This window comes from Halomonas sp. 141 (genome assembly GCF_002810305.1).
Taxonomy (GTDB): domain Bacteria; phylum Pseudomonadota; class Gammaproteobacteria; order Pseudomonadales; family Halomonadaceae; genus Vreelandella; species Vreelandella stevensii.
Window position 1 is genome coordinate 62,277 of sequence record NZ_PINZ01000006.1, and the last position, 20,547, is coordinate 82,823.

The window sequence follows — 20,547 nt, forward strand, 5'->3', positions numbered from 1 at the left end:
AAGGTTCATCGCACTTTGCCGGGAATTGCTTCGCTTCAACGAAACCGCCCCCTGACATGGGGGCGGCTTCGTTATGGGTCACTCGTCGCTGTCTTCCAGGCGACGGTAGAGCGTTCGCCGCGCGATGCCCAGAACTTCCGCCGTGCGGCGCTTGTTGCCGCCAGTGGCTTCCAGCACCTTGCGGATGTAGCGTTTCTCCACCTCTTCCAGACTAGGCCAGCGGGCCGGCGCAGGGGCCGGTGCCGAGGTGCCGGGTAATACCTCACCGCTCAAGGTCGGCGTGGGGTCGGCGCTGTTTTGCTGATGGGCCTGGTCGCGTAGACGCTCGGGCAGGTCCTGGTGCTTCAACAGGCCCTCCTCACTCAAGGTGACTGCACGCATGATGGCGTTTTCCAGCTCGCGCACGTTGCCGGGGTAGGTGTAGTTGAGCAGGCTGTTGAGTGCTTCGGGCTCGATATGCTCCACCTGCTTGTGCTGAGACTCGGCGTGCTTGTCGATCAGCGCAAAGATCAGGTGTTCCACATCGGTGCCGCGCTCGCGCAGGGGGGGAATACGCAGCGAGAAGGTTTCCAGGCGATAAAACAAGTCGCTGCGGAAGTTCTCCTGCTCGATCTCCTTTTCCAGGTTGCGGTGGGTGGCCGCAATGATGCGCACGTCCACCGGTTCCTCGCGCTCCCCGCCCACCGGGCGAACGGTCTTCTCCTGCAGGGCCCGCAGCAGTTTGGCCTGCAGATTGATCGGCATTTCACCAATTTCATCCAGGAACAGGCTGCCCCCCTGGGCGCTCTGGAACAGGCCCTTGCGGGCTTCGTTGGCGCCGGTGAAGGCGCCTTTGACATGGCCGAAAAACTCGCTTTCCATCAGGTCGGCGGGAATGCTGGCGCAGTTGACGGGCACAAAAGGGGCGTCGTGGCGGCTGCTCTCCTGATGAATGGCCCGCGCCAACAGCTCCTTGCCGGTGCCGCTTTCACCCAGAATGAGAATGGGAGCGTCGCTTTTGGCCAGCCGCGAGGCATCGTGGAACAGCGACTGCATGGCCGGGCTTTTGCCCACGATGCCATGGAAGTGGCTCAGCTCGGTATCGTGGGACAGTGAGAGGCGCTGGCGCTCCAGCACGCGAAACACCGCTTCGCGAATTGCATCCAGATCCAGCGGCTTGGTCAGAAAATCGTCGGCCCCCAGCTTCAGGGCTTCCACGGCCTGGTCGATGGTGCCAAACGCGGTAATCACGATGATACCCAGCTCGCTGCCGCTTTGGCGAAGCTGCTGCAAGAGTTGAATGCCGGTCATGCCCGGCAGTCGTACATCGGTGATCATCATCGCCACCGGGGTATGGCTAAGTAGCGCAATGGCTTCTTCGGCGCTGGCAACGCCGACGGTTTCATAACCCGCGTCGTGAAGCTCCTCTTCCAATAACTCACGTATAGCGGCGTCATCTTCCACCACCAAAAGCGGTAACAGGTGTTCCTGATGGGTCACAAACGTTGTCCTCAAGCGGATGCGGTTTCACAAAGGGGCAGCGTGATCTCGAAGCCAGCACCGCCCAGGGTGCTGTCAAAAACGCCAATCGTCCCGCCGTGGTCGTTGATAATGCGGTGCACCATGGACAGCCCTAGGCCACTGCCTTGCCCCACCGGCTTGGTGGTGAAAAAGGGGTCGAATACCTGATGGTGATGGGAGGGCGGTATGCCTGGCCCGTTATCCTCTACCCATAGCGTCAGCTCTTCCTCATGGGCCTTCGCGCGGACACGAATATGGCTCACGTTGGGCGCTTGCGCTGCATTGCGAAACAGGTTGGTCAGCACCTGGATGATCTGCTGGCCATTGACCAGTAAATGGGGGGTCGGTGTCGGAAGATCAATATCCAGGCGAATATTTCTTGGCTCCAGCTCTTCCTCGACCAGCTCGCTGGCACTCAGGATAAGCTGGTCCAGCGCCTGATTTCCTTTCTCTACGTTATGTTGTCGGCCCAATTCCATCAATTGGCGCACGATTTCGACGATGCGTTCGACTTCGCCGCGTATTCTGCCCAGCCGGGCGCGCTCATCGTCGCCGATGGTGTCCCGGCGTGCCAGGCGCTGGGCCTGGCCGTTGATGACGGTGAGCGGGGCACCGATTTCATGGGCGACACCCGCTGCCAGTACGCCCAGCTCGGCCAGCTTCTTGGATTTGCGCAGGCGTTTTTCCAGCTCTATCTCGCGGCGCTGACGATCCTCGATATCGCGGTCTTTCTCGGCCATGGCGTCCAGCATGCCGTTCAGGCCTGAGGCCAGGCGACGGTATTCGGTAGGGCCATCCGCGGTGGCCCGTTGGCTGCGGTCGCCGTCCTCTACCAGCAGCATGACGTGCAGCAGCCGGTTCAGGGGGCGCTCGATGTAACGCCGGAAGCCCCACCAGATGCTGAACACGATGCCCGCCGCACCGATGACGAAGACCAGCACGGCCACGATGCTGATGAAGCCGGTATAGTTTTCGATGCCGGTATTCAGGCGGTTGACCTGCAACACGCCCTGCACGCTGCCATCCTGGGTACGCAGCGGGATCAGTGCCGAGTAGTAGGTCCAGCCCTCCTGCTGGCGATAGTTGCTGTAGAGGTCGTCCCGCTCGATCACCTGGCGGATCTCTTCAGGGGTGAACAGGTCCTTGCCGAGCCCCAGACCGTAGACCTCGCGCCCATGGGTGTCGAACACGTAGGCACCGTAGATACGGTGAAACGAAAAGGCCGACTGCAAAGCCTCTTCCAGCGGGGTAGCGCTATCGCGGGCCACGGCATAGCTCAGTGAGGTACCCAGCGCCCGGGTGATGATTTCCACCTCGGTTTGCAGCTTGGAGCGTACGTTATCCTCCAGCGACTTGATGGCCACCAGGCTGAATACCACCAGCACGATGAAAAGCGGCACAATCACCGTGAGAATGATCAAGTTACGTAAGCGCATCGTCTATCCGTGGTGGTCAGTGAGTAGAAGTATCAACGCGGGCTGGGGGTCAGCCGATAGAGGCTGCCCTGGGCACCGTCGGAGAGCAGGTAGATGGCATCGTCGGGCCCCTGGCGCACATCGCGAATGCGACCCACTTCGCCATCCAGAATCCGTTCTTGCTGGCGGACCTGGCCCTCTTCGAGGGGCAGCAGCCACAGCTGCTCGCTGGCCAGCCCGCCCGCCAGCAGGCTGCCCTGCCAAGGGCCAAAGGCATCGCTGGTGACTTCCGCCAGGCCCGAGGGGGCAAAACGCCCTTCGAACAGGTGTACCGGGTCTTCCATGCCTGGTTTGGACTCCACGCCAATCGGTTCATTGGTGGCGTAGTCATTGCCCAGACTCACCTCAGGCCAGCCATAGTTGTTGCCCGGCTGGAGCAGGTTCAGCTCGTCACCGGTCCGCGGCCCGTGCTCGGTGGCCCAGGCTTCACCGTTGCTGAGCACGGTCATGCCCTGAATGTTGCGGTTGCCTTGGGTATAGATTTCGTCCAGTGTCGCGTCGTCATCGACGAACGGGTTGTCCTCGGGGGCCGAGCCGGTGGCGGTCAGGCGCAGGGTGGTGCCTGCGTGGTCGTCGCTGGCCTGGGCGCGGGGCGGCTCATTGCCACGGTCGCCAATGCTCATCAGCAGCGTGCCATCCGGCAGCCAGGCGATCCGTGAACCGTAGTGCCTGCCGGGGGCGGAGGCGCGGTCCTGCTCGAATAGATGCTCCACCTCGCCCAGTGCGTCTTCCTGCCACTTCACTCGGGAAAGCGCGGCACGGCTCTGGCTGCCTTCCGGTTTGCTCCAGGTGAAATAGATCCAGTCATGTTCGCCGTCCCCAAACGCTGGGTGCAGCACCACATCCAGCAGGCCGCCTTGCCCATGGTGGTTCACCTCGGGCATGCCCTCCAGCACGCGTGACTCTCCGCTATTGGGGTCGACCAGGTTGAGCTGGCCGTTACGCTCGCTGACCAGGTAGCGCCCATCGGGCAGAAACGCCACCGCCCAGGGGTGTTCGAAACCGCTGGCTACCCTCTCGATGGATACCGGAAAGTGTTCGGTTTCAAGCCCTTGGTGCACGATTTCGGCCTGCGCGACGCTAGTCAACAGCAGCCCACTCGCGGCGATCGCGAGCCAGCCAGCAGGGCGTCCCTTGGCTGGCGTGGAGGCAGTAAGGGGGAAGACGTTCAACACAGCGGGCTGACGTTCGGACATGGTCGATTCTCCGGTCACGTTGGCTAGGTGGGTCGGTTCAGTCTAGCAGTGACTGCGACATGGGGGTGGGGTTCCCCATCCTACATCAGTAGTGCCAGCAGCAGCGGCAGGTAGATCAACGCCAGCAGCGTAGAGCAAAAGACCAGGCTGGCCACATAAGCGGGCTCGCGCTGGGCGCGTTGGGCAAACAGATAATTGAACACGGCCACCGGCATGCACATCTGTACCACGAGGATGCTTTGTGCCAAGGGCGGCAACCCCAGCCAAGCGGCGATGAACCAGGCCGTCACGGCGGCCAGCGGGATACGGATGAGGCTGAAACCCACGCCGGAGCGCAGGCTCTTGACCTGGATGCTGGCCAGTGAAACTCCCAGGGTAATCAGCATCAGCGGCACCGTGAAGCCCGACATCAGGTCGACGGTATTGGCCAGCCAGGGGGGCAGCGGCGTGTCGGTGAGCAGCAGTGCCATGGCGATGACGATGGCATACACGGTGGGCGTTTTGGCCAGCGTCTTGAGCGGATTGCCCTTGGCATCCAGTACTGCCCCCAGGGTGAACTGAAACAGCGAGACGGTCACCATGACCGTGATGCCGTAGGCAAACCCGGCGCTACCGAAGGCATACAGCACCACCGGCAGCCCCATGTTGCCCGTATTGGGGTACATCATGGGGGCGATGACCACCCGCCAGTGGTAGCCCAGCAGCCTGGCCACCAGAAAGCTGGCGGCCCCCATGGTCAGGATGACCAGCGCAGTGGCCAGCATGACATGGCCAAAGGTGCCTGCATCGATATTGGCCCCGGACAGCGATGCCAGTACCAGCGCCGGGGTGCCGATGTTGAAGACCAGACGCGTAATGAAATCGACGGGGTAGGGGTGCCCAAGGCGTACCCAGGCATAGCCAAGTCCAGCGCCTGCCAGTACAGGGGCCATGACAGCGAACAGTTCGGCGAGCATCAACGTTCCTTGACGGGGTTCAGCGCTCTATTGTCGGTAATAATGCACCCCTCAGGCAAGCAGGGTAGCGGAGTGTCAGGCATTGACCCGTGGGCGAGTGGTTTGCCACTCGGCAGGGACTTGTTCGCGCAGAAACTCCAGCAGGGCGTTGACTCGCCGGGAGTGCTGGCCGTAGGCGTATAGCATGGTGATGGGCAGGGCCGCAGGCTCCCAGCCCGGTAGGCAGCGCACCAGATCCCCCGGGTGATGCGTTTCGCGCCGTGCCACTACCCAGTGAGGCAGCAGGCCAATGCCCTGGCCATAAGCAATGGCATCGATGTGCAGTACCGTGAGATCGACGCGTAATCGCGAGCGGGGCGCATCGAACAGGTAGTCGGGATGCTCTGAATGATGCAGCAGCAGCCCGTTGGAAGCCGTATCCAGCAGGTCGATCCAAGCGTGCTTGCCAAGTTCGCTGGGGTGCTGTGGGCGGCCTGCCTGTTTCAGATAGCTTGGGTTGGCATACAGCCCCCGCGAAAGATACCCCAGCCGCTCCTGATTGAGCCCGCATTCGTGATTGGCTCCCAACCAGATATGCACGCTGTTGCTGTGCATCTTGCTGGGCGGCGTTTCGCGGGTGTGCAGGGTCAGCTCCACTTTGGGGTAACGCGTCAGAAAGGCATCCACGACCCCCGCCATCCAGCCTCGGGCCAGGGCGCCATGCACTTCCAGGGTGACCTTGCCGCTGATCTCTTCACGCAGCTCGGCCAGCGCCTCCTGGCTATGGGCTGCCATGGCCAGCAGCTCGTTGCAGTAGCTCTGGAACAGCAGCCCCGCTTCGGTCGGGATCAAGCGATTGGCCTGGCGCCGCAGCAGCGGCTGATTCAGGCGGGCTTCCAGTTGGCTGATGCGACGGCTCAGGGTGGACTTGGCCAGCCCCAGCTTCTGGGCGCTGCGGGTCAGGCTACCCGTCGACATCACATCGGCAAATGCGGCAAGTTCATCGAAATCGTACATGGCACGGCCACCGAGCTGAGTCATGGAGCGGATAGTGTGCCATTTATCTTGATGAATGAAAATAATTTATATTTGTGTTTGTATTTGGGGCCTGGAAAAGGTCTTCTCAGCTGCGGATAAAAAAAGCCCTGGCACCAGGCCAAGGCATCAAATCAGCATTGAAACAGTAAGGGTCGTAGGCGACCTACGATCAGAACTCGTAAGTAGCAGACAACCAGAAGCTGCGACCGTTCAGCGCAACACCGTCAGTGGAGCGGCCGGTTTGGGTGTAGCGGTAGGCCGCGTAGGTGTCACCGTTGTGCTCGAAGGTGTCGTAGGCGGTGAAGTCCTTGTCCAGCAGGTTCTGGACCGCGCCGGTCAGCCGCACGCTGTCGGAGAAGCGGTAGGTGCTGCGCAGGTTGAACAGCTCATACCCGTCCAGCTTGTTGCCCAGCTGCTGATACAGTGAGAGCGTTTCACCCGACGTGGGCAGGCCTGCCGAGAAGCGCTCGCGAGAAGAGTAGTACTCGCCTTCCAGCGTGGTGCTCCAGCGGTCGTTGACCTGCCAGGTGAGGTCGGCGGTCAGCTTGTGCTTCGGCGTGTTGGTCAGAATCATCCCTTCGTTGTCACCGGAGGTGATCTCGGAGTCGGTGAAGGTATAGCCGCCGCTGACACGCCAGTCCGGGGCGATCTGATAGTTGGCGCTCAGCTCGACGCCGCGGGTCTCGGCGCGGTCGATATTGGTCAACTGCCCGAAGCTCTCCTGCTGGGTAAAGTTGCCCACGCTCAAGCAGTTGGCCAGCCCTGCATAGGGCGTATTGCCATTGCTGTCGATGAACTGGCAGTTGGGAATATCGTCAGCATCGGCAATACGATCGCGGAACTGGGTGAAGAACAGCGTTGCCCCGGCAGAGAAACGCTCCTGATCGTCGTAGATGGCGCCAATTTCATAGTTGGTGCTTTTTTCCGGCTCCAGGTCCGGGGTGCCAATATTGACCGTTGCCCCCTGGCCGCCAAATCCGTTGATGCCATCATGCAGCTGGTTCAGCGTGGGCGTCTTGTAGCCTTGGCTGATACCACCTTTCAGCGTCCAGTGGGGCGTGGTGTTCCATACCAGGTAGCCGCGCGGGCTGAAGTGCCCGCCAAAGGCGTCGTGGTTTTCGTAGCGGCCACCCAGGGTCAGCGCCAGATCATCGCGCAGCAGCCACTCGTCTTCCACGAACGCGGCCCAGCTGTTCTGCTCGAAACGCTCGTTGCCTGCCGTACCGTCTTCCAGGCGGGCGTCGATGTACTGGCCGCCGACGGTCACCATGTGGTCACCCAGCGGGGCCACGAACTTGCTGTCGACCACGATATCGCGGTTTTCCAGCAGGCGGGGTTCGCCGCCTTGTGCCACGTAGCCGTAGTCGGGGGCATTGCCCGCTGGCAGGGTGCGGCCCAGGGTTTCGGTTTCGCTATGGCTGATGCTGCTTTCCCAGGTGCCCGCTTCGAAACGTCCGGTATGGCCAATGGCGACCTGATCGCGGTTGAAGCGCATTTCGTCTTCATAACCAAACACCCGCGCGGGGGTGTCCAGGTTGCCCAGGCGGCTGTCGCTGTTGTCGTAGGTCTGGCGGGAGCGCTCGGCATCCAGCCAGAATTCGTTCGTTTCATCCGGCGTGACGTTGATGCGCCCGCCGATGGAGTAAATGCGCGCTTCCGAGGGGCGCGGGTCGCGACCTGAGCTGTTCTCGATCATGCGCTCGGAGCTGTCGCGGTCAAACAGGCGGCCGCGCAGCTGCAGACCCACGGTGTCTTCCACCAAGGGGCCAGAGGCATAGAGGTTGATGGCGGAGCTGTTGCCCTCGTCGCGATTCTGTTGGAAGGCGTTTTCCACCGACACCGAGCCTGCCCAATCCTGGCCAACGCGGCGCGTGATGATGTTGATCACGCCACCCATGGCATCGGAGCCGTAAAGCGTGGACATCGGCCCACGAATTACCTCGATACGTTCGATGGCAGAAAGCGGGGGGATGAAGCTGGTGGCGGTCTCACCAAAACCGTTCGGGGTCACATCGCCAGAGGCGTTTTGGCGGCGGCCGTCGATGAGGATCAGGGTATAGCTGCTGGGCATGCCACGAATGGAAATGTTCAGCCCGCCGGTCTTGCCCGTGCCTGCGCGTACATCTACCCCCGGTACGTCAGCGATGGCTTCGGCAATGTTGGAAAACTGCTTCTGCTCCAGCTCTTCACGGGTGACCACGGAAATGCTGGCGGGCGCGTTATTGAGCGTTTGCTCGTAACCGGCCGCGGTCACGACCATGTTGTTGAGCTGGGCAGTTTCCTGAGCATTGACGGCGGTGGCGGTCATGCTGACAGCAATGGCGCTGGCCAGTGCAGAGCGTGTAAAGCGTGGCATGGTGATCCCCTGAGATGAAACTTATTTACTAATGAAACTGATTATCAAAAGAGGTTGTGATTCTAAGAAGAAAAGTTCCCATGTGCGAGTCTGTTTCATCGAACGGTGCGTTGCATGAACCGAAACGGTCTTGGTTCGCTTTCAAGCGTTGCAAGATATGCAACGACGCATTCGCGTAAATAAGGGTGCAAGTGCTGTTGAGAATCGTTACTATTTTTCCAACACTCAATCGGGAGAGGCTTTACATGGGCCGTACGTTGCAGCGTGGTGGGGTCGGGCGTAGTGGAATCGGGCCTAGTGGGATCGGGCGTGGTGTGATCGGGTTGGCGGGTAGAACAGTCGTGGCGCTGGTGGTCGGTAGCCTGATTGCCGGTGCTGCCCAGGCGCGCACCCTGGAGACCGCTTATGGCGAGGTCGAGGTCAACGACCACCCTGAGCGTGTGGTCACCCTTTACGAGGGGGCGCTGGATGCCTCGCTGGCCGCAGGCCTTCTGCCAGTGGGCGCCGTGACCACCCGGGGCGGTGACAACGTGGCAGAGTATGTGGAAGCCTACCTGGGCGAAGAGCGCCCGGCCATCGTCGGCGTCGTGCGCGAGATCAACATCGAAGCCGTGCTGGCGCAGCAGCCTGATCTGATTCTGGCGGCACCGCAGCTTCCCGAGGCCCAGTACCAGCTGCTGTCGCGTATTGCGCCTACCATCGTGCCTCACACCCAGCCGCTGGCGGCCGATAACTGGGAAGCCGAAGCCCGCCTGTATGGCCAGGCGCTCAACCGCGAAGCGCAGATCGACGAGGCCATTGCCGCCGTGGAGCAGCGCGCCGCAGAGCTGACCAGTGCCATTGCTGAAGCGGGAGTAGGCGGCACGGCCGTGCTGGCCCGTTGGATGCCCAGCGGCCCCATGGTGATGTCGAAGGACCTGATTGCCACGGGCCTGCTGGATAGCGTGGGCCTGGAGGTGCAGGACGCCGGGCTGATCAAGCCAGACAGCGCCCACAGCGACGTACTCAGCCTGGAAAACCTGTCTCAGGTAGACGGTGACTGGCTATTTCTGGCGACCCTCAACGCCGATGGCCAGGCCGCGCTGGATGCCGCCCGCCAGAGCCCGGCATTTACACGCTTGAACGTCGTCGAAAACGACCGGGTCGTGCCGGTCAACGGCCAGCTCTGGAGCAGCGCCAACGGCCCGCTGGCGGCCCAGGCCATCCTGGATGACATCGAGAACGCGTTGTTGCCGTGATGTTTGCTGCTTTTATAGGGAGCAGCGCCGCCCGGCGCTGCTCCGCAACGACCTGGATGCTGATACTGCTCACCGCCTTGCTGGCGGTGTGTGTCGTTAGCCTTGTGATTGGCGCGGGCCAGGTGGGCCCTGTGCGCGTATTGGGGTTGCTGCAAGGCGTGGACGACAGCGAAGCGCTGTTCGTGGTGCAGGAGCTGCGCGCCCCCCGCACCCTGATCGGCCTGACCGTGGGCGTAGCCCTGGGGGTCGCGGGCGCACTGCTGCAGGCCGTTTCGCGCAACCCGCTGGCCGAGCCGGGCCTGCTGGGGGTCAGCGCCGGGGCGGCATTCGCCGTGGCGTTGGCGCTGGTGCTGGGGGCCAGCGCCGCTACCCTGCGTATCTCCGTGGCCCAGCTGGGCGCACTGATCGGCTGCCTGTGCGTGCTCAGCGTGGCGCGCTTTCGCGGTGTCGGCAACGACCCGGTTCGGCTGGTGCTGGCCGGGGCGGCGTTTTCCGGGCTGCTGGGCTCGCTCAGTTCCCTGCTACTGCTCTACGATCAGCGCGCTGCCGATGAAATCCGCTTCTGGGTCGTGGGCAGCCTGGCGGGCCGCCGTTTGGAGGATTGGTGGGCGGTACTCCCCAGCCTGGCAGTGGCGGCGGCCACGGTCACGCTCATCGCCCGCCCCCTGGCGGCGCTGGCGCTGGGCGAGCGGGCCGCCAGCGGCCTGGGGCATCGCCCCGGTCTGATTCGCTGGCTGGCGATTGGCTGTGTGGCGCTGCTGGTGGGGGCGGCCACGGCCATTGCCGGGCCGATTGCCTTCGTCGGGCTGGTGGTGCCGTTCGTGGCCCGCGCCATTGCCGGGCCGGACATTCGCCGCACGCTCTGGTTCTGCCTGCCGATAGGCCCGTTGATCGTACTCACCGCCGATATCATCTCCCGGGTCATCGTGGCGCCTTCCGAACTGCCGCTGGGCGTGCTCACGGCGCTGTGTGGCGCACCGGTGCTGATTGCCGTGGTGCGCGCTCGCCGTTTACCCATGCTGTGACCCTCTATTCATGCTGTGCAAGCCCGCTGCTTGCCTGGACGCTGACGCTATGAAAATGACGGCAAAATCGACGTTGGGTGCAAGGCCGATGTGGCCTATGACGACCCCCGCCCCCTTGGCCACGCCCGCTGCTACCCCGGCGGGCTATTGGCGTTTGCAGAGCACGTCAGGGCGCTACCATGTGTTGCTGGAGAAGCGTGCCGTGGCGGTGAATGCGGGGTTGCTGCTGGCGCTGATGGCCGCCAGTCTACTTTATTTGAGCCTGGGCAACGTGGCGCTGGCTCCTCGTGCGGTGCTGGCGGCGCTGGCCGGGCAGGGGGAGATGATGGCCACCTTCATGATCCGCGAGCTGCGCCTGCCGCGCCTGCTGGCGGCGTGCTATACCGGGGCTGCCTTCGCCCTGGCCGGGGTGCTGATGCAGACCCTGGCCCGCAACCGGCTGGCCACCCCGGGCATCATCGGGATCGACAACGGCGCCACTGCCTTTGCCGTGGCCTCGGTGGTGGGGTTGGGGGTGGGCATCGCTCCGCCTGCCATGGCGCTGGCCGGGGCCACCACGGCGGCCGTGCTGACGTTCGGCCTGGCGGCGGGTAGCGGTACTCAGGGCTATCGGTTCATCGTGGCCGGCATTGGGGTAGGGGCCGTGTTTGGCGCCATTACTCAACTGCTGCTGGCGCGGGTCGCCATCGACACCGCCAACGCCGCTTACCCGTGGACGGTCGGCTCGCTCAATGCACGGCCCAGCGGCAGCGTTCAACTGCTGGGCGTGGGGCTGCTGCTGGGCCTGGTGGCGGCCATGGCGCTGGCCCGCTCCCTGACCGTGCTGCGCTTCAAGGACGCCACGGCCAGTGGCCTGGGGGTCAGCGTCACCGCCCGCCGCTTTCAGGTGCTGATGCTCTCGGTGGTGTTGACCGCCTTCGCCGTTGCCGTGGCGGGGCCGGTGGGCATGGTGGCGCTGATTGGGCCTGAAATTGCTCGCTCACTCTCCAGCGCTCGCCATGTGCCGATTCTGGCCGCCACCCTGGCCGGGGCGCTGGTGATGGTGCTGGCCGACCTGGCCGGGCGAACCCTGTTTGCGCCCATCGAGATTCCGGTGGGCATCGTCACGGCCGTGGTCGGTGGCCCCTGGTTATTATGGATTTTAATGCGCCCGCAGCGGAGTCGCCCATGAGCACTGCCCACGGTTTACCCACCCTGGCCACCGACGCGCTCAGCATGAGTTATGGCCAACGCCAGGTGATCAAGGAGCTGGGCGTCGAGCTGCCCAGCGGCAAGGTAACGGCCATCGTTGGCCCCAATGGCTGTGGTAAATCCACGCTGCTCTCGGGGCTTGCCCGGCTGCATAAACCCGACGGCGGCGCCGTACTGCTCGGTGGCCACGACATTCAGCGCCTGCCCACGCGCCAGCTCGCCACCCAACTGGCGCTGCTGCCCCAGGAAGCCGTGGCCCCCGAAGGGCTCACTGTCACCGAGCTGATTCGCTTTGGCCGCCAGCCCCACCAGGGGTGGCTACGCCAATGGTCGGCGGAAGACCAGCAGGTCGTGCAGCACGCGCTGACCGCCGCAGGCCTGGAAGCGCTGGCCGACCGGCCGCTGGAAGCCCTCTCGGGCGGGCAGCGCCAGCGCGCCTGGATTGCCATGACCATTGCCCAGCAAACGCCGCTGCTGCTGCTGGACGAGCCCACCTCTGCGTTAGACCTGGGCCACCAGATCGAAGTCTTCGAGCTGGTGCGCACGCTGGCCTGCCATGGCCGCACCGTGGTGATGGTGCTGCACGACCTGGCCAGCGCCTGCCGCTACGCCGACCACCTGATTGCCATGCGCGATGGCCAGATCGTCGCTCAAGGTGCGCCAGCCGATGTGGTGACGCCAGCCTTGGTGCGCGCGCTCTATCAGGTAGAATGCACGCTGTTGCTGGATCCGGATACCGGCAGCCCGCTGCTCGCCAACGTGCGCCGCGCCGAACGTTCTGAATGAGCGGAGCCCCGTGCAGGGGTTCCAGGCCAAAAAATACATGACAACACGCTAAAAGGAACCCTCGTGGCCGCTTCAACGCCCAGTTCATCCGCCAGTTCTGCCAACCAAAGTTTTCAGGCGTTGGTCAGGCTGCTGCGCTACGCCAAGGGGTATCGTCGGCGGATTACCGCTGCCACGATCTGCTCCATCATCAACAAGCTGTTCGATATTGCCCCGGAAATTCTCATCGGTGTCGCCATCGATGTGGTGGTCAACCAGGAGAACAGCTTCGTGGCCCGCCTGGGGTTCGAAACCCCGCACGAGCAGATCGCCATCCTCGCGGTGCTGACCTTCTTTATCTGGGCGGGGGAGTCGCTATTCGAGTACCTGTACCAGGTGCTGTGGCGCAACCTGGCCCAGCGGCTCCAGGCCGACCTGCGCCAGGATGCCTATGAACACGCCCAGCGGCTCGACATGGCGTTTTTTGAATCGAAGAGCTCAGGCCAACTGGTGGCCACCATGAACGATGACGTCAACCAGCTGGAGCGCTTTCTGGACGGCGGCGCCAACGCGCTGATTCAGGTGGGAGTGACCGTGGTGGCGGTGGGCGCCGTGTTCTTCGTGCTTTCCCCGCTGATTGCGCTGCTGGCCTTCACGCCTATCCCGCTGATCATCTGGGGAGCGTTCTTCTTCCAGCGCAAGGCGGGGCCGCTCTACAGCGATGTGCGTGAAAAAGTGGGCGACCTTTCCAGTCGGCTCTCCAACAACCTGAGCGGCATTGCCACCATCAAGAGCTTCACCAGTGAAGCCCGTGAGGCCGAACGCCTGCGCAGCGCCAGTGAAGCCTATGTAGATGCCAACCGTCAGGCGATCAGGGTCAGTTCGGCGTTTATTCCGGTCATCCGCATGGCCATTCTGGCGGGCTTTTTGGCCACCTTCACCGTGGGCGGCATGATGGCGCTCAACGGCACCCTCAACGTAGGCGCCTACGGCGTGCTGGTGTTCCTGACCCAGCGCCTGCTTTGGCCGCTGACCGGGCTGGCCCAGGTCATCGACCTGTTCGAACGCGCCATGGCCAGCACCAAGCGTATCCTGGACTTGCTGGAAGTCCCCATCACGGTGAAAGACGACAGCACCCAGGCCTTGGCCGCACCGGTAAAAGGCGAGGTACGTTTCGAAGCGGTGAGCTTCCAGTACGAAGCCAGCCAGGTAGGCGTGAACGGGGTAGACCTGCACGTTCCGGCGGGCACCACGCTGGCCCTGGTGGGGGCCACGGGGTCGGGTAAATCGACGTTGATCAAGCTGCTGCTGCGCTTCTACGACCCTGCCAGTGGCCGCGTGCTGGTCGATGGCCAGCCCATCACCGAGGTCAGCATGCATTCGCTGCGGCAGGCCATCGGCCTGGTCAGCCAGGACGTGTACCTGTTCGAGGGCAGTATTCGCGACAACATCGCCTACGGCATGCCCGATGCCGACGAAGCCGCCATCATCGAGGCCGCCAAAACCGCAGAAGCCTGGAGCTTTATCGAGACACTGCCCCAAGGGCTGGACACCCCGGTGGGGGAGCGGGGCGTACGCCTTTCCGGTGGCCAACGCCAGCGCCTTTCCCTGGCCCGGGCGCTGCTCAAGAACCCGCCTATTCTGGTGCTGGACGAAGCCACCAGCGCCGTGGACAACGAAACCGAAGCGGCGATCCAGCGCTCGCTGAAGCGCATTGCCCTCGGGCGTACGGTCATCATGATTGCCCACCGGCTTTCCACCATCGTGCATGCCGATGAAATCGTCGTGATCGAGAAGGGCCAGGTAGCGGAGCGCGGCAGCCATGCCAGCCTGCTACAGGCCGATGGCCACTACGCCGCCCAGTGGCGGGTACAAACCGGGGCCGCCCAGGCGGGCGATGTGGAAGTGCTGGGCCGCTAAGCCGTCACGTGCCACGTACGCAAGCGCCGCCCCATGGGCGGCGCTTGCGTTTAGCGGTTCACCAACAGCGCGTTCAGGGTCACCGGCACATGCTCATCGATCTGCTGATAGCCCAGCAGGGAAAGCACCGTGCGCAGCGTGCTGTTGGCCATCAGGGCATTGCCATCCAGCGCCATTGGTTCGGCATGGGTGACACGCACTTCGTTCAGCCCGACGCGGGTAAAGCGCAGCGGCACCGCTTCCTCCTGGGTCAGCCGGTCGGTTTGGACTCGAAAAGTCAGGGTTTCCACCAGCTCCTCGCCCATGTCCAGGCGGTCCAGGCGCTCGGGTGGCATCTGCGCCACCAGCGTCACCAGCGGCGTATTGGTCAGCAGGCCCACCCACGGCGGCAGGTCACCCAAACGTTGCAGCACGTCGGTCTGGCTCAGCCGGAGCGGCAGGCGCAGCGTGCCATCGGGGGAGATATCGCCCTGCAAATTGCTCACGTGATGATGATGAGTTTGCGGCGCGCTACCGTCCAACTGGGTAATGGACGCCCGCACCTGCGATTGGGCAGGGTCCAACTGCCAGTCGGCCTGAGCGGGCAGCGCTAGCAGCAGCGGAAAAAGAGCAATCAAGGCTTTCACAGCGTGTCTCCATAGAAGCAGTCATCAGCAGACCCCGGCCGCGCCGATTAGTGCCCGAAGGCCCGCGGGCAACCGCATCGCGTCCGGTATCGCAGCCTGCCCGAAAAAGTGCCGCCCCACCACAAGATAGCGCCCCAAGGGGTAGCCGTGCCCCCACACATTCGCTATGATATGCACGCTTTTCGGGCCTATAGCTCAGTTGGTTAGAGCAGGGGACTCATAATCCCTTGGTCGTAGGTTCAAGTCCTACTGGGCCCACCATTAAAATCAGTAACTTAGCAATTGTCTCTGGTGAGTCCCCTAGTCCAAGGGTACAGTTTCGGTACACTGCCGATCCTTCAGCCCCCTGGAGATTTTCGTGGCCACCATCGTCAAGACCCCCTCTGGTAGCTGGAAAGCCGTCATCCGCAAGACAGGCTGGCCAACTACTGCCAAGACTTTCCGCACGAAGCGCGATGCCCAGGACTGGGCACGCCGCACCGAAGACGAAATGGTGCGCGGTGTCTATATCCAGCGCAGCGCCTCGGAGCGCATGACGCTCGAGGCCGCCCTCAAGCGCTACCTGGCTGATGTCACCCCCACCAAGAAGCCCAGCACTCAGAAAAGTGAACGCCAGAAGGCCAACACGCTGGTCGAGCATCTTGGCAAATACTCCCTCGCAGCCCTCACGCCGGAGTTGATCGCCAACTACCGCGACACGCGGCTCAATACCCTGGGGCGACGGGGGCAGCCTATCAGCCCCAATACCGTGCGCCTGGAGCTGGCCCTGCTTGGCCATCTCTACACAGTGGCTATCCAGGAGTGGGGGCTGGGCCTGGCTTACAACCCGGTTCAAAATATCCGCAAGCCCAGCCCAGGAGAGGGGCGCAACCGTCGCCTAAGTGTCGACGAGGAAAAGCGCCTGTTCGCCGTGCTTCGACAGCGCAGCAACCCTATGCTGGCGTGGATCGCCAGAATCGCCCTGGAGACGGGCATGCGCTCGTCGGAGATCCTGACCCTCACTCGCTCCCAGGTCGACGTGAAACGCCGCGTGGTGCGCCTCACAGGCACCAAGAACAACGAAGCCCGCTTGGTACCGCTGACCCAAGCGGCTACCGAGGTGTTCAAGCAGGCGTTGAACAACCCGGTGCGGCCGCTCGACTGTGGCTTGGTGTTCTTCGGTGAGCCTGGCAGGGACGGCAAGCGCGGCCCCTATGCCTACACCAAGCTCTGGAACCAGGCGAAGAAGAAGGCAGGGCTCGATGACTTCCGCTTTCATGATCTGCGCCACGAGGCCGTCAGCCGGCTGGTGGAGGCGGGGCTGTCTGACCAAGAGGTCGCCGCGATCAGTGGCCACAAGTCAATGCAGATGCTGCGGCGATATACGCTTAAAGCTACTATAAGGTCAATAGAGTAAAGAATCCGTTGGGGAGGAGGCTGAGCGGGTTCCTAATAATGAAAACTAATCAAGGATTTGATAATGAAATATCCACTAACCCTGATAGCTGCTGCCATCGCTGCTGCTGTTACTGGCACAAGCTATGCGGCCCCGCTGCTTAGCGATCAGGCTCTGCTTGTTGATAGCCCGGAGCACATTAGCGCCAATGCCTGGGTAGAGATCTCTCAATCTGCTTTCGAAGGTAACGTTCGTGGTGTTCAGGAGTTACTGGGGGAAGAAGCGGAGCTCTGCGCCATCATGAAAGCGGATGCTTATGGCCATGGCATTGCTAACTTGATGCCTTCTGTCATTGCGTTAGGTATTCCCTGCATTGGTGTGGCGAGCAATGAGGAAGCTCGCGTGGTTAGGGCAAGCGGCTTCGAGGGACGATTAATGCGGGTACGCAATGCCACACCTGCAGAGATTCGTGGTGCATTTGATTACGAGATGGAAGAGCTATTCGGTGACATAACTGCTGCACGGCAGGCTTCAGAGGACGCGGCTGAAGCGGGTGTTACGCTGCGCTACCATTTAGGCCTAAATGCTGGGGGCATGGGGCGTAATGGCATGGCACTTGAGAGCGAATCAGGGCGCCAGGAAGCCTTAGAGCTTCAAGAGTTAGCGTCGTTGGAGCTGGTAGGCATCATGACCCACTTTGCCTTTGAAGAGGAGGAGTTTGTTCGCCAAGGGCTGGAGCTTTTCCATGAGCAGAGTGCTTGGCTAATCGAGGCCGCTAATCTGGATCGTGATGGATTAATTCTTCATGCGGCTAACTCGTTTGCCACCATGGAAGTGCCCGAGGCGCGGCTGGATATGGTAAGGCCGGGTGGCCTGTTGTACGGTGATTTGCCGCATTATGAGCAATTTAAGCCAGTGATGTCTTTCCGAACGCGTGTTGCATCGGTGAATGATTATGCTCAGGGCAGCGGCGTGGGGTATGACCATGTAAGGGTGTTAGAGCGTGATAGCCTGCTGGCCAATTTACCCGTTGGCTACTCTGATGGTTACCGGCGTGTGTTTACCGATGCTGCCTTTGTGCTGATTAACGGTGAGCGGGTGCCGGTATTAGGTAAAGTGTCAATGAACACGACCATGGTGGACGTTACCGATTTAGAAGGCGTGTCTCCTGGTGATGAGGTGGTGCTCTACGGACTTCAAGGTGAGGAGCGTATTACCATTGAAGAGCTTGAGGAGCTCAACGACGCACTATTAGCCGATCTTTATACGGTATGGGGGAACTCCAACCCCAAGGTATTACGCCCAAGCGATAGTGGGATGAATAGCGATAGCGAGTGATTTTGCTAACAAAGACTGTTGCCTATTAACCTCTGTATTGCGAACCCACTCCGCTCGAATGAGCGGGGTGGGTTCGTGGTGGGGAAAGACTTGGAGGAGATCTTCTGCTAATTTCTCCATACCTATTCACCGGCAGCCAGCGCAATGGCCAGCTGCCGGTCATCAAAGCCAAGCAGATCCTTTGCCACTTCCTGGAGTACCTTCAGTTCCTCCTTGTCGATGTTGGATCGCTCGTTCTTGCTGAAGCCTTAGAGGAAGAACCAGCGCCCTACCATTTTCGTAGCGACGATGTTTCTAACCCCACCACGCTTGCCCTGACCAGGCAGCGCGACTTGCTTCTTCACAACATCGCCACCCATATCCGCATTCACCACGAGCCTCTAGCTCATTTCGCCGACAGCAGCACATTCTACGTAGCTCTCCCGAGCATATCTCATCGCTGCGCCTTACTCCGAGCTTCGAAAAGAACATTGCTGACCGCGCCAGGGTAAGTACTGATGCCGTTCTCGCGCAAAAACTGCGCGCACTGTGCATAGGTGTACCCCTGTTCGCGGAGCTGTAGGAGCTGTGGGACGTAGGGCCTCAAACGTTCGTATAGGGTGGGGCCTTTCACTGGCGGCTTTACGCTCTGCATGAATTTTTCGACGCTCACACTGATGGCGTCGGGATCGCCATCCGTTGTCTCAAGACTAGCTTGGTAGGCGAACTGGTGACGACGTAGTGCATACGGCTGTGCTTCGAAGAGTGCGGCAACCTGGTGCGCCAAGTGGCGCACGGACGTGGCCATCGCATCGAGTGCCTCACTTTCCGGCGATTCCGCCCCTTGTGAGACTCGGATATTCGACATCACGTCGACCACCCCTTCGAGCAGCTCGCCTTGAACATCCGTGCCTACCCGTTCCAAGTCCGCGCAAACTCCGGCACAAACGTCGTCGATTAATGCGTAGCCTGTCGCTTGAGTATCGGCTAGGTTGCCGGACTGGCAGGCAGCCGGGAAGCCAAACATCTCATGCAGTGCATCGTGGTTCCCGTCAGCCGCCAGCATGTCGCGCCCGAAAACCTTACATGCTGCGATGAAGCGGCCAATCAATTGGCGCTGCAATGGGTTGAGCTCACCGCGAACTGAGTGCATGAGCGCCAAAGCGGAATCCAGCTCTTCGAAGATAGTGGCGCACATCGCCGTTGATACTTTGGTTGGGTGATCAACCGATGGAAGGAACTTGCTCGACACGTCTAGGCCTCCCACTGACATTCGAATCTCATCGGCTCGGCCGGCGTCTCGTCGCGGAGCTGGTCAAAATACTCCGCTTCAGCGTCGGTCAGCCCTCCCGCTTCGCGGGCAATTGACTGCAACAATGAACCAAGCTTGATGCGCTCGTCCGGCTGGACAATAGCATCGTCATGTATTCGCTCTTTCATTGCAGCGCCTCCCACGGATTGAGGATGGTTACTCCTGTAGGCTCGAAATCGGCCACATTGCGAGTGACTACCGTCATACCATGTACAAGGGCCGTTGCCGCGATGAGCGCGTCACGCTCGCCCCGCTTGTCGGGGACGTGCAGCCGGGCGCAGCGTTGTGCCACGGCTGTATCAACTGGCAATGTTCGCCCTGAGAACTCCGGCAGTACGTGTTGCTCTAGCCACGAGCGCAGCACGGCCCCTTGCGTGGCGTCCTTGCGCTCAATCGACAACACGCCCAGCTCCAGCTCCATGATGGTGATGGCGGACACAAAAAGCTCGGCGGCATCAACGCTTTCAGTCCATGCCGAAACGTTTGGATCAGCTTTGCCTGCTCGAACCTTTCGCAGTTCGGACACTACGTTGGTGTCGAGAACGAACATCATGATAAATCAGCCGGCTGGGTGCCGATGGTCACACGCGGCGGTTCAAACTCGATGTCCGCAACGTCTGGCATGCCCAGAGAGTCAGCAATGTTGCGACGTTGCCTTGTAAGCCGCTGGTATTCCTCAATGCTCAACAGCACATGAGCAGGCTTGCCGCGATCCGTGATGAATACGGGACCGCTCTTGGTTGCCTTCTTTGCGCGGGTAACGTCTTGGTTAAGCTCTCGACTGGATAGGGTCGTGATGGTCATAGCAACACCTCCTACATGAATCACCTGTGTAGGTATGTTACTACATCGATGGTAGACTGTCCATAAGCGGCTGGCAAGCTATCGTGAGAGGGACAACCGGACGGTACAGTAGGGGTACATTCATTAGATCTGTCCTATTTCTCCAAACTGCGCTAAACTACTGACGCACAAGTGCTTTGTGCTTGTTTGGATTACGTTCGCCTACGCTTGATTTTTCTAGGCATAGAGCTTTGGCGGCAAACTCATAATCCCTTGGTCGTAGGTTCAAGTCCTACTGGGCCCACCATTTCTAAAGGTTTTGCTTTTCCTCGATAGTGATTTATTGATTTCTGGCTCCTTTTGCCATGTTTTGGCTCCCTTCTATTTATATCTTCTCTCATTTTTATTACTGTCTAACGGAAATGAATATTTAGTGCGTTAGTGGGCGTGACGAATAGTCGCCGATGTCTCGAAATCGACCCATACGGTGAAGAC

Annotated in this window: 18 protein-coding genes, 1 tRNA gene and 1 pseudogene; 8 read left to right on the top strand and 12 right to left on the bottom strand. The window is 61.3% G+C overall.

Going from position 1 to position 20,547, the window contains the following annotated elements; genetic code table 11:
• Positions 1 to 78: 78 nt before the first annotated feature.
• The 6 genes from CWI66_RS04720 to CWI66_RS04745 all read right to left on the bottom strand — a co-directional run bounded on the left by CWI66_RS04720 (position 79) and on the right by CWI66_RS04745 (position 8,500).
• Positions 79 to 1,479 (bottom strand): sigma-54-dependent transcriptional regulator, encoded by a 1,401-nt coding sequence (locus CWI66_RS04720; RefSeq protein WP_100731054.1) that lies wholly within the window; start codon positions 1,477 to 1,479, stop codon positions 79 to 81.
• Positions 1,480 to 1,490: 11 nt separating this feature from the next.
• A complete protein-coding gene (locus CWI66_RS04725; RefSeq protein WP_100731055.1) occupies positions 1,491 to 2,936 on the bottom strand; it encodes a sensor histidine kinase in 1,446 nt (481 codons plus the stop codon).
• Positions 2,937 to 2,968: 32 nt separating this feature from the next.
• A complete protein-coding gene (locus CWI66_RS04730) occupies positions 2,969 to 4,171 on the bottom strand; it encodes a PQQ-dependent sugar dehydrogenase (protein ID WP_081192424.1) in 1,203 nt (400 codons plus the stop codon).
• Between the two features lie 80 nt (positions 4,172 to 4,251).
• Positions 4,252 to 5,127, bottom strand: a complete 876-nt coding sequence (locus CWI66_RS04735; protein ID WP_100731056.1) for an AEC family transporter — start codon at positions 5,125 to 5,127, stop codon at positions 4,252 to 4,254.
• 75 nt (positions 5,128 to 5,202) lie between these two features.
• On the bottom strand, positions 5,203 to 6,123 hold the full coding sequence (locus CWI66_RS04740; RefSeq protein WP_100731087.1) for a LysR family transcriptional regulator: 921 nt from the start codon (positions 6,121 to 6,123) through the stop codon (positions 5,203 to 5,205).
• A 190-nt stretch (positions 6,124 to 6,313) separates the two neighbouring features.
• Complete coding sequence (locus CWI66_RS04745; protein ID WP_100731057.1) at positions 6,314 to 8,500, bottom strand: TonB-dependent receptor domain-containing protein; 2,187 nt, start codon at positions 8,498 to 8,500, stop codon at positions 6,314 to 6,316.
• 245 nt (positions 8,501 to 8,745) lie between these two features.
• Between CWI66_RS04745 and CWI66_RS04750 the strand changes: the two genes are divergently transcribed.
• From CWI66_RS04750 to CWI66_RS04770, 5 genes are all read left to right on the top strand, one after another.
• Entirely contained in the window at positions 8,746 to 9,738 is a 993-nt protein-coding gene (locus tag CWI66_RS04750) for an ABC transporter substrate-binding protein (protein WP_081192418.1), read from the top strand.
• Between the two features lie 56 nt (positions 9,739 to 9,794).
• Positions 9,795 to 10,763 carry a FecCD family ABC transporter permease gene (locus CWI66_RS04755; RefSeq protein WP_100731058.1) on the top strand — a complete coding sequence of 323 codons (969 nt, stop codon included), beginning with the start codon at positions 9,795 to 9,797 and terminating at the stop codon, positions 10,761 to 10,763.
• 88 nt (positions 10,764 to 10,851) lie between these two features.
• Positions 10,852 to 11,934, top strand: coding sequence for a FecCD family ABC transporter permease (locus tag CWI66_RS04760; RefSeq protein ID WP_100731059.1), 1,083 nt, complete (start codon positions 10,852 to 10,854; stop codon positions 11,932 to 11,934).
• On the top strand, positions 11,931 to 12,740 hold the full coding sequence (locus tag CWI66_RS04765; protein ID WP_100731060.1) for an ABC transporter ATP-binding protein: 810 nt from the start codon (positions 11,931 to 11,933) through the stop codon (positions 12,738 to 12,740). The genes CWI66_RS04760 and CWI66_RS04765 overlap by 4 nt, the downstream gene beginning before the upstream one ends.
• Before the next feature lie 63 nt (positions 12,741 to 12,803).
• Positions 12,804 to 14,639, top strand: a complete 1,836-nt coding sequence (locus CWI66_RS04770; protein ID WP_100731061.1) for an ABC transporter ATP-binding protein — start codon at positions 12,804 to 12,806, stop codon at positions 14,637 to 14,639.
• 50 nt (positions 14,640 to 14,689) lie between these two features.
• On the opposite strand, the gene CWI66_RS04775 is transcribed toward CWI66_RS04770, so the two are convergent.
• On the bottom strand, positions 14,690 to 15,265 hold the full coding sequence (locus CWI66_RS04775) for a hypothetical protein (protein ID WP_100731062.1): 576 nt from the start codon (positions 15,263 to 15,265) through the stop codon (positions 14,690 to 14,692).
• A gap of 184 nt (positions 15,266 to 15,449) precedes the next feature.
• Here CWI66_RS04775 and CWI66_RS04780 point away from each other — a divergent pair.
• The 3 genes from CWI66_RS04780 (at position 15,450) to alr (ending at position 17,978) form a co-directional block, all read left to right on the top strand.
• Positions 15,450 to 15,526: transfer RNA gene (locus CWI66_RS04780), tRNA-Ile, on the top strand.
• A gap of 97 nt (positions 15,527 to 15,623) precedes the next feature.
• Positions 15,624 to 16,661, top strand: coding sequence for a tyrosine-type recombinase/integrase (locus tag CWI66_RS04785; protein ID WP_100731063.1), 1,038 nt, complete (start codon positions 15,624 to 15,626; stop codon positions 16,659 to 16,661).
• Between the two features lie 63 nt (positions 16,662 to 16,724).
• Complete coding sequence (gene alr, locus CWI66_RS04790; RefSeq protein ID WP_081136085.1) at positions 16,725 to 17,978, top strand: alanine racemase; 1,254 nt, start codon at positions 16,725 to 16,727, stop codon at positions 17,976 to 17,978.
• Positions 17,979 to 18,100: 122 nt separating this feature from the next.
• Here the strand turns inward: alr and CWI66_RS18650 are convergent.
• The 5 genes and pseudogenes from CWI66_RS18650 to CWI66_RS04815 form a co-directional block, all read right to left on the bottom strand.
• Positions 18,101 to 18,337 (bottom strand): annotated as a pseudogene (locus tag CWI66_RS18650) (type II toxin-antitoxin system RelE/ParE family toxin).
• A 74-nt stretch (positions 18,338 to 18,411) separates the two neighbouring features.
• On the bottom strand, positions 18,412 to 19,209 hold the full coding sequence (locus CWI66_RS04800; RefSeq protein ID WP_139788419.1) for a hypothetical protein: 798 nt from the start codon (positions 19,207 to 19,209) through the stop codon (positions 18,412 to 18,414).
• Positions 19,210 to 19,211: 2 nt separating this feature from the next.
• Positions 19,212 to 19,397, bottom strand: a complete 186-nt coding sequence (locus CWI66_RS04805) for a hypothetical protein (RefSeq protein ID WP_081136082.1) — start codon at positions 19,395 to 19,397, stop codon at positions 19,212 to 19,214.
• A complete protein-coding gene (locus CWI66_RS04810) occupies positions 19,394 to 19,822 on the bottom strand; it encodes a type II toxin-antitoxin system VapC family toxin (RefSeq protein ID WP_170919432.1) in 429 nt (142 codons plus the stop codon). The genes CWI66_RS04805 and CWI66_RS04810 overlap by 4 nt, the downstream gene beginning before the upstream one ends.
• Positions 19,819 to 20,073 carry a type II toxin-antitoxin system Phd/YefM family antitoxin gene (locus CWI66_RS04815; RefSeq protein ID WP_081136080.1) on the bottom strand — a complete coding sequence of 85 codons (255 nt, stop codon included), beginning with the start codon at positions 20,071 to 20,073 and terminating at the stop codon, positions 19,819 to 19,821. Before CWI66_RS04815 ends, CWI66_RS04810 begins: the two co-directional genes overlap by 4 nt.
• Positions 20,074 to 20,547 lie beyond the last annotated feature (474 nt).

Coding starts and splice junctions, on each gene's coding strand:
- alr (WP_081136085.1), top strand. CDS start 16,725: ATGAAATATCCACTAACCCTGATAGCTGCTGCCATCGCTGCTGCTGTT.
- CWI66_RS04725 (WP_100731055.1), bottom strand. CDS start 2,936: ATGCGCTTACGTAACTTGATCATTCTCACGGTGATTGTGCCGCTTTTC.
- CWI66_RS04740 (WP_100731087.1), bottom strand. CDS start 6,123: ATGTACGATTTCGATGAACTTGCCGCATTTGCCGATGTGATGTCGACG.
- CWI66_RS04735 (WP_100731056.1), bottom strand. CDS start 5,127: ATGCTCGCCGAACTGTTCGCTGTCATGGCCCCTGTACTGGCAGGCGCT.
- CWI66_RS04745 (WP_100731057.1), bottom strand. CDS start 8,500: ATGCCACGCTTTACACGCTCTGCACTGGCCAGCGCCATTGCTGTCAGC.
- CWI66_RS04750 (WP_081192418.1), top strand. CDS start 8,746: ATGGGCCGTACGTTGCAGCGTGGTGGGGTCGGGCGTAGTGGAATCGGG.
- CWI66_RS04805 (WP_081136082.1), bottom strand. CDS start 19,397: ATGAAAGAGCGAATACATGACGATGCTATTGTCCAGCCGGACGAGCGC.
- CWI66_RS04730 (WP_081192424.1), bottom strand. CDS start 4,171: ATGTCCGAACGTCAGCCCGCTGTGTTGAACGTCTTCCCCCTTACTGCC.
- CWI66_RS04765 (WP_100731060.1), top strand. CDS start 11,931: ATGAGCACTGCCCACGGTTTACCCACCCTGGCCACCGACGCGCTCAGC.
- CWI66_RS04755 (WP_100731058.1), top strand. CDS start 9,795: ATGCTGATACTGCTCACCGCCTTGCTGGCGGTGTGTGTCGTTAGCCTT.
- CWI66_RS04760 (WP_100731059.1), top strand. CDS start 10,852: ATGTGGCCTATGACGACCCCCGCCCCCTTGGCCACGCCCGCTGCTACC.
- CWI66_RS04810 (WP_170919432.1), bottom strand. CDS start 19,822: ATGATGTTCGTTCTCGACACCAACGTAGTGTCCGAACTGCGAAAGGTT.
- CWI66_RS04815 (WP_081136080.1), bottom strand. CDS start 20,073: ATGACCATCACGACCCTATCCAGTCGAGAGCTTAACCAAGACGTTACC.